The sequence below is a fragment of the Endozoicomonas sp. ONNA2 genome (assembly GCF_024606365.1).
In the GTDB taxonomy this organism is placed as follows: Bacteria; Pseudomonadota; Gammaproteobacteria; order Pseudomonadales; family Endozoicomonadaceae; genus Endozoicomonas.
This window is the reverse complement of the sequence record NZ_JAHHPO010000997.1, coordinates 1-8,203: the sequence shown is the minus strand read 5'-3', so window position 1 is coordinate 8,203 and position 8,203 is coordinate 1. Positions and strand designations below refer to the sequence as shown.

9 protein-coding genes are annotated in these 8,203 nt (G+C 51.8%); 8 read left to right on the top strand and 1 reads right to left on the bottom strand.

Annotated features, from left to right (window positions below; all coding sequences use genetic code 11):
- Positions 1-165 precede the first annotated feature (165 nt).
- Together KDK14_RS17635 and KDK14_RS17630 are read left to right on the top strand one after the other, a co-directional pair.
- Entirely contained in the window at positions 166-507 is a 342-nt protein-coding gene (locus KDK14_RS17635; RefSeq protein ID WP_257266502.1) for a PilZ domain-containing protein, read from the top strand.
- Between the two features lie 29 nt (positions 508-536).
- Positions 537-1,535: a TatD family hydrolase gene (locus KDK14_RS17630; RefSeq protein ID WP_306671598.1), complete on the top strand. Its 999-nt coding sequence runs from the start codon at positions 537-539 to the stop codon at positions 1,533-1,535.
- 495 nt (positions 1,536-2,030) lie between these two features.
- Here the strand turns inward: KDK14_RS17630 and KDK14_RS17625 are convergent, their stop codons facing one another.
- Positions 2,031-2,156 carry a hypothetical protein gene (locus KDK14_RS17625; protein WP_257266501.1) on the bottom strand — a complete coding sequence of 42 codons (126 nt, stop codon included), beginning with the start codon at positions 2,154-2,156 and terminating at the stop codon, positions 2,031-2,033.
- A 96-nt stretch (positions 2,157-2,252) separates the two neighbouring features.
- Between KDK14_RS17625 and KDK14_RS17620 the strand changes: the two genes are divergently transcribed.
- The 6 genes from KDK14_RS17620 to nqrF are packed head-to-tail and all read left to right on the top strand — an operon-like array spanning position 2,253 to position 8,104.
- Positions 2,253-3,599, top strand: coding sequence for a Na(+)-translocating NADH-quinone reductase subunit A (locus tag KDK14_RS17620; RefSeq protein WP_257266500.1), 1,347 nt, complete (start codon positions 2,253-2,255; stop codon positions 3,597-3,599).
- 33 nt (positions 3,600-3,632) lie between these two features.
- Positions 3,633-4,805: an NADH:ubiquinone reductase (Na(+)-transporting) subunit B gene (locus tag KDK14_RS17615; RefSeq protein WP_373691111.1), complete on the top strand. Its 1,173-nt coding sequence runs from the start codon at positions 3,633-3,635 to the stop codon at positions 4,803-4,805.
- Entirely contained in the window at positions 4,805-5,596 is a 792-nt protein-coding gene (locus KDK14_RS17610) for a Na(+)-translocating NADH-quinone reductase subunit C (RefSeq protein WP_257266497.1), read from the top strand. The genes KDK14_RS17615 and KDK14_RS17610 overlap by 1 nt, the downstream gene beginning before the upstream one ends.
- The gene (locus KDK14_RS17605) at positions 5,596-6,261 is read left to right on the top strand and encodes an NADH:ubiquinone reductase (Na(+)-transporting) subunit D (protein ID WP_257266496.1); all 666 of its coding nucleotides are present in this window, start codon (positions 5,596-5,598) and stop codon (positions 6,259-6,261) included. Before KDK14_RS17610 ends, KDK14_RS17605 begins: the two co-directional genes overlap by 1 nt.
- Before the next feature lie 3 nt (positions 6,262-6,264).
- Complete coding sequence (gene nqrE, locus KDK14_RS17600) at positions 6,265-6,861, top strand: NADH:ubiquinone reductase (Na(+)-transporting) subunit E (protein ID WP_257266495.1); 597 nt, start codon at positions 6,265-6,267, stop codon at positions 6,859-6,861.
- 16 nt (positions 6,862-6,877) lie between these two features.
- Positions 6,878-8,104, top strand: coding sequence for an NADH:ubiquinone reductase (Na(+)-transporting) subunit F (gene nqrF, locus KDK14_RS17595; RefSeq protein ID WP_257266494.1), 1,227 nt, complete (start codon positions 6,878-6,880; stop codon positions 8,102-8,104).
- Positions 8,105-8,203 lie beyond the last annotated feature (99 nt).

Here is an 8,203-nt window from a genome sequence, read left to right as displayed (position 1 = left end):
GAATAGCGGGGCTATTTGCCGAACAAAAGCGGATTTTTAGACCAATTTGCTGTCGTCGCAGTAGGGCAGACTATTCTCGGACAGCCTCTTGGGGCAGTCTATGCTCGGACAACCTCCTGCTTTCGACTAACTTAATTGTATTCAAAAAAAAGGAGAAGGGTTGTCATGGGGAAAGGGATGCAGGGACTGATGTCTCTGAGCATACGGGACACAGCATCACTCTATGAAGCGTATATGCCGTTTATCAGTGGCGGCGGGCTGTTTGTGCCAACCCACAAACATTATAACCTCGGGGATGACGTGCTGATTCGTCTGACGTTGATGGATGAGCCTGAGAAGATGCCTGTGCCGGGTAAGGTGGTATGGGTGACGCCAATGGGGGCTCAAGGCGGCCGACAGGCAGGGATCGGTATTCAATTTAATGATCCGACAGACAGTGTTCGCACTAAAATTGAGAAGTACGTTGTTGGGGCCTTGTCCTCGGACCGGCAGACCAACACATTGTAAGCTGTAAGATAGAGTGTCCTGATCAGTCAATGAAAAGGTCATGCTTCGCCAATGGCGACCCCGTCGTTCGTGGGGGTTGCCATCACCTCCAGTTGCCGGGATTATCCGGTTCCTCCAGTCGCCAGCATCCGGCCAACGGCCAGGTAATAAATACCTCGGAAAACCCTCCTGACCCGGTGACTGATATTGGTTTTTCTGAAGTAGGCAGTTCAATTTTATCAGGGTTGGGCTTTCAGGAGATAAGAATGTTTATTGACTCCCATTGTCATCTCGATCGACTGGATTTGAGTGCTTATGAGGGAAATCTTGACCTTGCAGTAGAAGCGGCCAGGGCGGCGGGTGTGGATCGTATACTCTGTATAGGCATCGATCTTGAAAATGGCCCGGAAGTGGTATCACTGGCGCAGCGGTATGAGGATGTTTACGCTTCGGTAGGCGTTCATCCGCTGGATTGTAAGGAAATGGTGCCTGATATCGACATGGTGCGTTCTCTGGCCAACCATAAAAAGGTGGTTGCTATTGGTGAGACAGGGCTTGATTATTACTATGCCACCACGGAAGGGGTTCAGGCGGTTCAGCGACAGTCCTTTATTAACCATCTTGAACTTGCCAAAGGACTGGAGTTGCCAGTGGTGGTGCATACTCGCGATGCCAGGGAAGATACTCTGGACTTTCTGCGTGAATACGGTTCCAGGGAATTTGCCGGGGTGTTGCACTGCTTTACCGAGTCTCTGGCGATGGCAAAAGCGGCATTGGATCTGAATTACTACATTTCTATATCGGGCATTGTTACCTTTCGTAATGCTTGCGCGTTGCGGGAGGTGGTTGAATATTTGCCAATGGATCGCTTGCTGATTGAAACGGATTCCCCCTATCTGACACCGATTCCCCATCGGGGAAAGTCAAACGAACCCCGGTTTGTTGCTGATGTTGCACGATTTGTTGCTGAACTCAAGGGCGTAGCACCAGAGGTGCTTGGAAAAAAAACCTCAGAAAATTTTTATCGGCTTTTTTATCGGGCTGTCTAACTGTTGACCGCTGACGCTTGATTATATGCTATGAATTTAGTGTTTATTATCGCTGTTTTGAATGGCTGGAGGGCAGGTTTGTTCAGCTTTTGCTCTGTTATTTCGGCACGAAAAAACCGTGGCGATTAAGGTATTTCTTGGTTATTTCTAATAAGTATTAGTAAAAATATCCAGCTCGCCAGTATGGCATATCACCTCCGGTCTATTTATAATTGTCTCACCAATTTCATCGGTGATGTTGCGGATTTAGGCTCAGGTACGGAATTCCGATCATGCTTCGACTAATTATAAAGAACTCAAGTTCTCCAATTACGACGCTTGTCTATCTGGATGCCCAACAGAATTCTGTTGATTTTCAGCCGTGTTCTTTCTGTGTCTGAACGGATTGTCAGAATGCTTTCCGGGAATATAACTGCGCAGCAGTAACCTTGAAAAAGGGGTGCATTTCCAGCTTCTGCTGCCTGACACAGATGCCTTGGTGGCATGCTTTGCCTGTCACGTTTGCTTCCCTTTCTCAAGTTGTTTACTGACCGCCATATTGTGCAGTGCTCCGGCCAGTGTTCTGGTGTCGGGGAGTTCTGTTGTTTGAGTTTTTTTGTCAGAGAAAGTACATACGCTCATGGCTTCCTTTATCTGCAGGGTTTCTTTAAGGACAATTCCGGATCACCGAAGAGACGGATTACTCCTGACCTCAACTTGATTGATTAGGCGAAAGGTATGATCAAAATCAAACAGGGGCTGGATCTCCCGATATCAGGATCGCCTGAACAGAGTATCTCAAAAGGCAGGGCAGCACGCTCTGTCGCCGTGATTGGCTCTGATTACGTAGGCATGAAGCCTACGATGGCGGTTGCTGTGGGAGATCGAGTTAAAAAAGGGCAACTGCTCTTTACCGATAAGAAAACACCGGGGATCCGGTACACAGCATTGGCTGGTGGTACAATTTCAGCAATTAATCGTGGCGAAAAACGGATTTTGCAATCCGTGGTGATTGATATTGTTAACGACAGTGGCCAGGAAGAGGAAGAGACCTTCACAGCCTATAAGCCCGAAGAACTGGCGGGCCTGAGTGCTGAGCAGGTGGAAGCACTGCTGAATGAGTCCGGCCTCTGGACGGCTCTGCGCACCCGCCCGTTCAGCAAGGTGCCGGTATTGGGCACGCGCCCGGCTTCCATCTTTGTCACGGCCATTGATACACACCCGCTGGCGGCAAATCCGGAAGTAGTGATCAGGGAACATGCCGAAGCGTTTGAACAGGGTATCAATATTCTGGGTAAACTCAGTGGCGGCAAGATTTTCCTGTGCAAAGCACCAGGCGCCAACATTCCAGCAGGGATTGCCAACAGCGAAGAGTTCGCAGGCCCCCATCCTGCCGGCCTGCCAGGCACTCATATCCACTTCCTGGACCCGGTTTCTGCCACCAAAACGGTGTGGCAGGTGGGTTATCAGGATGTTATTGCCATCGGTAAACTGTTTACCACCGGTCGGCTTTTCACCGACCGTGTTGTCTCCCTGGCCGGGCCCCAGGTTGAAAACCCACGTCTGGTGCGAACCCGTCTGGGTGCCTGCACCGATGAGATCACCGCCGGTGAACTGAAGCCTGCCACCAATCGTATTATTTCTGGGTCGGTATTCGGCGGTCGCACAGCCAATGGCCCATTTGCTTACCTGGGACGTTACCATAATCAGGTTTCCGTTCTGGAAGAGAGTGACGAGCGACTATTCCTGGGTTGGGTCAATCCGACGGTGGATCGCTTCTCCATCCTGCGTGTCATGACCTCGGGCCTGAGCAAAAGCCGCTTGTTCAATTTTACCACCACCACGAACGGTGGTGAGCGTGCGATGGTGCCAGTGGGTAACTACGAAAAGATGATGCCTCTGGATATCCTGGCGACACAGCTGCTTCGGTCAATCATCGTAGGTGATACCGAGACCGCTCAGAAACTGGGTGTGCTGGAACTGGAAGAAGAAGACCTGGCTCTTTGTACATTCGTTTGTGCAGGTAAATACGAGTACGGCCCCCTGCTGCGTGACAACCTGACCCGTATTGAGCTGGAGGGCTAATCAGTGAAGCCATTAAGAAATCTCCTTGACTCGATGGAGCCCCATTTCGTCAAGGGCGGTAAATACGAAAAGTTCTATGCGCTGTTTGAAGCAGCGGACACGCTGTTCTATACACCGCTGGACAAAACCCACAATACCAGCCATGTGCGTGACGCCCTGGACCTGAAGCGTATGATGGGTCTGGTCTGGTTATGTACTTTTCCGGCCATGTTCTTCGGTATGTGGAATATTGGTTACCAGTCAAACACGGCCATCGCCAATGGTCTGGGCACTTTTCCCGCTGACTGGCACGGCACGCTGATTGCGATGCTCGCCGGTGATGATCCCGCCAGTATCTGGGATAACCTGATCTACGGTGCCGTTCACTTCCTGCCCATCTACGGGGTGACCTTCCTGGTAGGTGGTTTCTGGGAAGTGCTGTTTGCCATCATCCGCAAGCATGAAGTGAATGAAGGTTTCTTCGTTACCTCTGTGCTGTTTGCCCTGATTGTGCCGCCATCCATCCCACTGTGGCAGGTAGCCCTGGGTATCTCCTTCGGCGTTGTGATCGGTAAGGAAGTATTCGGCGGCACGGGTAAAAATTTCCTGAACCCTGCGCTGACCGGTCGTGCCTTTCTGTTCTTCGCTTATCCTGCGCAGATTTCCGGTAACCTTGTGTGGACCGCGGTTGACGGCTTCTCCGGTGCCACCATGTTGAGCGTTGCCCAGCAGGGCGGTATGGAAGCACTGCAACACTCCATCAGCTGGATGCAGGCGTTTCTTGGTGTGATGCAGGGTTCCGTTGGTGAGACGTCGACACTGGCTATTTTTATCGGTGGCGCGGTCCTGCTGCTCTCCGGTATTGCCTCCTGGAGAATTGTCGCAGGTACCATGATCGGTATGATTGCGCTGTCGACCCTGTTCAACATAATCGGTTCTGATACCAATTACATGTTTCAGGTGCCATGGTACTGGCATATGGTGCTGGGTAGTTTTGCCTTCGGTCTGATCTTCATGACCACGGATCCGGTATCGGCTTCCATGACCAACCATGGTCGCTGGTTCTACGGTGCGCTGATTGGTGTCATGGTTGTCCTGATCCGGGTGGTAAACCCTGCCTATCCGGAAGGGATGATGCTGGCCATTCTGTTTGCCAACCTGTTTGCGCCGTTGATTGACCACTTTGTGGTCGAGGCCAATATCAAGCGTCGGGAGGCTCGGGCCTGATGGGAAACGATACGATTAAAAAGACGCTGCTGGTCACGGTGGTACTGTCACTGGTCTGTTCAGTGCTGGTATCCATGGCTGCCGTATTCCTGAAGCCGGTTCAGGACCGGAATATCAAGCTGGACGTTCAGCGTAACATTCTGGATATCGCCGGATTGAGTAGTGATGTCAGGGCCCTGAGTGCCGCTGAAATTGCTGAACTTTACAAACAGATCCAGCCACGGCTGGTGGATCTGAAAACCGGTAAGTTTGTTGATGCAGCCAATGGCCTGACCGTTGACCAGTACGATCAGCGTACTGCAGCCAAGGATACCAGGGCTTCCAGGGCACTGGGCAGTGCCGACATCGCCGGTATTTCCCGTCAGGCAGACGTTGCCAAGGTCTACCTTGTCGAAGAAGATGGCGAGATGCAGACATTGATCCTGCCGGTTCATGGGCGCGGCCTGTGGTCTACCATGTATGGATTCCTGGCGCTGGAAAACAATCTGAACACCGTGAAAGGGTTCGGTTTCTTCGAGCAGGCAGAAACGCCCGGACTGGGGGGTGAAGTCAGTAACCCGGTATGGAAATCCCGCTGGGTTGGCAAGGAGATCTACGGTATTGATGGCAAGGTGGCACTGCAAGTGATCAAAGGCGGCGTTGACTCAACCAACCCCGGGGCCATTAACCAGATTGACGGCCTGGCCGGTGCCACACTGACTTCCAACGGTGTCAGCAACCTGATCAAGTTCTGGTTGTCCGATGCGGGCTTTAAACTGTTCCTGAATAATCTGAAAGCGGGGAATGCGTAATGTCTGTGAAGACCAAAGATATCCTCCTGGAACCGGTTGTCAAGAATAACCCCATTACCCTGCAGATTCTCGGTATCTGTTCGGCGTTGGCGGTAACCACCAGCATGCAGGTCAGCCTGGTCATGGCACTGGCAGTTATCGGGGTAACCACCTGTTCCAACCTGGCGGTCGCCCTGATCCGTAACCACATTCCCAACAGCATTCGTATTATCTGTCAGATGACGGTTATCGCCTCGCTGGTCATTGTAGTTGACCAGATCCTGAAAGCTTACGCTTACGACATCTCCAAGCAGCTGTCGGTATTCGTTGGCCTGATCATCACCAACTGTATCGTCATGGGCCGTGCAGAAGCCTTCGCCATGAAGAACGGTCCAACGCTGTCAGCACTGGACGGATTCGGTAACGGTCTGGGTTATGGCTGTGTGCTGATGATTGTGGCTTTCTTCCGTGAACTCTTTGGTTCGGGCAACCTGTTTGGAGTGGAAATCTTCGCAACCGTGAATAACGGTGGTTGGTATGTGGCAAACGGCCTGATGCTGCTGGCTCCCAGTGCCTTCTTCCTGATTGGTTTACTGATCTGGGCGATTCGCAGCTGGAAGACAGAGCAGGTTGAAGCGGTGGAATTCAAGATTGCACCTAATACCAAATTCAGTGAGGCGCACTAAGTCATGGAACATTTTATTTCGCTATTCGTGAAAGCGGTGTTCGTGGAAAACATGGCGCTGGCTTTCTTCCTGGGGATGTGTACTTTCCTGGCGGTATCCAAGCAGGTGCAAACTGCTCTGGGCCTGGGGGTTGCAGTGGTTGCCGTACTGACCATCACCGTTCCAATCAACAATGTCATTTACCAGAACATCCTGAAAGATGGGGCGTTGGTTCCCGGTGTTGACCTGAGCTTCCTGGGCCTGATCACCTACATCGGTGTTATTGCCGCACTGGTACAGATCCTGGAAATGTTTCTGGATAAATTTGTACCTGCCCTGTACAACGCACTGGGCGTGTTTCTGCCACTGATTACCGTAAACTGCGCTATTATGGGTGCGTCATTGTTCATGGTGCAGCGTGACTACGACCTTGGCGAATCCGTGGTTTATGGTTTCGGTGCCGGTGTCGGCTGGGCCCTGGCCATTGCCGCACTGGCGGGTATTCGTGAAAAGCTCAAGTACAGCGATGTACCTGCAGGACTGAGAGGTCTGGGCATTACCTTCATTACCGTCGGTTTGATGTCCCTGGGCTTCCTGTCGTTCTCTGGCGTACAGCTGTAAGGGGGATTGGGACGATATGGATTTAAATATTATCTATGGCGTTGGCATGTTTACCATTATCGTACTGGCGCTGGTGTTGATTATCCTCGCCGCCCGTTCGAAACTGGTGAGTATGGGTGACGTAACCATCGGGATTAATGAAGATCCCGGCAAGGCCGTGACTACCGCTGCCGGTGGCAAGTTACTCAGTACCTTGTCCAGCGCCGGTGTCTTCCTGCCCTCCGCCTGTGGTGGCGGTGGTACCTGCGCCCAGTGCAAGTGTAAGGTGCTGACCGGTGGTGGTGAAATGCTGCCCACCGAGCGCTCTCACTTTACCAGGCGTGAAGAGAAGGAAGGCTGGCGTCTTTCCTGCCAGGTGGCGGTCAAGCAGGATATGGAAATTGAAGTTGAAGAAGAACTCTTCGGTGTCAGGAAGTGGGAATGTGAAGTGGTTTCCAATGACAACGTAGCCACCTTCATCAAGGAACTGGTTCTTAAATTGCCAGAAGGCGAAGACGTTAACTTCCGTGCCGGTGGTTACGTGCAGCTGGAGTGTCCTCCCCATACGGTTGAGTACAAAAACTTCGATGTTGCCGAAGAGTACCGTGGTGACTGGGATAAATTTAACCAGTGGCAGTACGTTTCCAAGGTGGATGAAGAGACCATCCGTGCTTACTCCATGGCCAACTATCCCGAAGAGAAAGGCCTGCTGAAGTTCAACATCCGTATTGCTTCACCACCGCCGGGTACAGACTTTGCCCCTGGCAAGATGTCTTCGTTCGTCTTCAACTTGAAGCCCGGTGACAAGATGACGGTGTACGGACCTTTCGGTGAGTTCTTCGCCAAAGAGACCGATAACGAAATGGTCTTTGTCGGGGGTGGTGCTGGCATGGCACCCATGCGCTCGCACATCTTTGACCAGCTGAAGCGGCTGTCTTCCAAACGGAAGATCTCTTTCTGGTACGGTGCCCGCTCCCTGCGCGAAGCATTCTACGTGGATGAGTTCGACAAGCTGGCAGAAGAGAACGAGAACTTCAACTGGCATCTGGCGCTGTCAGATCCCCTGCCAGAAGACAACTGGACCGGCCACACCGGCTTTATCCATCAGGTTCTGTTTGATAACTACCTGAAAGATCACCCGGCTCCGGAAGACTGCGAGTTCTACATGTGTGGCCCACCGATGATGAATGCCGCCGTTATCAAGATGCTGGAGGATCAGGGCGTAGAGCCTGAGAATATCCTTCTGGATGATTTTGGTGGCTAAACCCCAATGGCACTGACTTAAGCGTGAAAGCCTTGCCATAGTTAGTTAAAAGACTTTCACCACAAAGGCACAAAGACACAAAGGAAGAAAAAAGAAATC

Excerpts from the sequence above, each read along its gene's own strand:
- KDK14_RS17635 (WP_257266502.1), top strand. The coding sequence starts at position 166 with ATGGGGAAAGGGATGCAGGGACTGATGTCTCTGAGCATACGGGACACA.
- KDK14_RS17630 (WP_306671598.1), top strand. The coding sequence starts at position 537 with ATGAAAAGGTCATGCTTCGCCAATGGCGACCCCGTCGTTCGTGGGGGT.
- KDK14_RS17625 (WP_257266501.1), bottom strand. The coding sequence starts at position 2,156 with ATGAGCGTATGTACTTTCTCTGACAAAAAAACTCAAACAACAGAACTC.
- KDK14_RS17620 (WP_257266500.1), top strand. The coding sequence starts at position 2,253 with ATGATCAAAATCAAACAGGGGCTGGATCTCCCGATATCAGGATCGCCT.
- KDK14_RS17615 (WP_373691111.1), top strand. The coding sequence starts at position 3,633 with ATGGAGCCCCATTTCGTCAAGGGCGGTAAATACGAAAAGTTCTATGCG.
- KDK14_RS17610 (WP_257266497.1), top strand. The coding sequence starts at position 4,805 with ATGGGAAACGATACGATTAAAAAGACGCTGCTGGTCACGGTGGTACTG.
- KDK14_RS17605 (WP_257266496.1), top strand. The coding sequence starts at position 5,596 with ATGTCTGTGAAGACCAAAGATATCCTCCTGGAACCGGTTGTCAAGAAT.
- nqrE (WP_257266495.1), top strand. The coding sequence starts at position 6,265 with ATGGAACATTTTATTTCGCTATTCGTGAAAGCGGTGTTCGTGGAAAAC.
- nqrF (WP_257266494.1), top strand. The coding sequence starts at position 6,878 with ATGGATTTAAATATTATCTATGGCGTTGGCATGTTTACCATTATCGTA.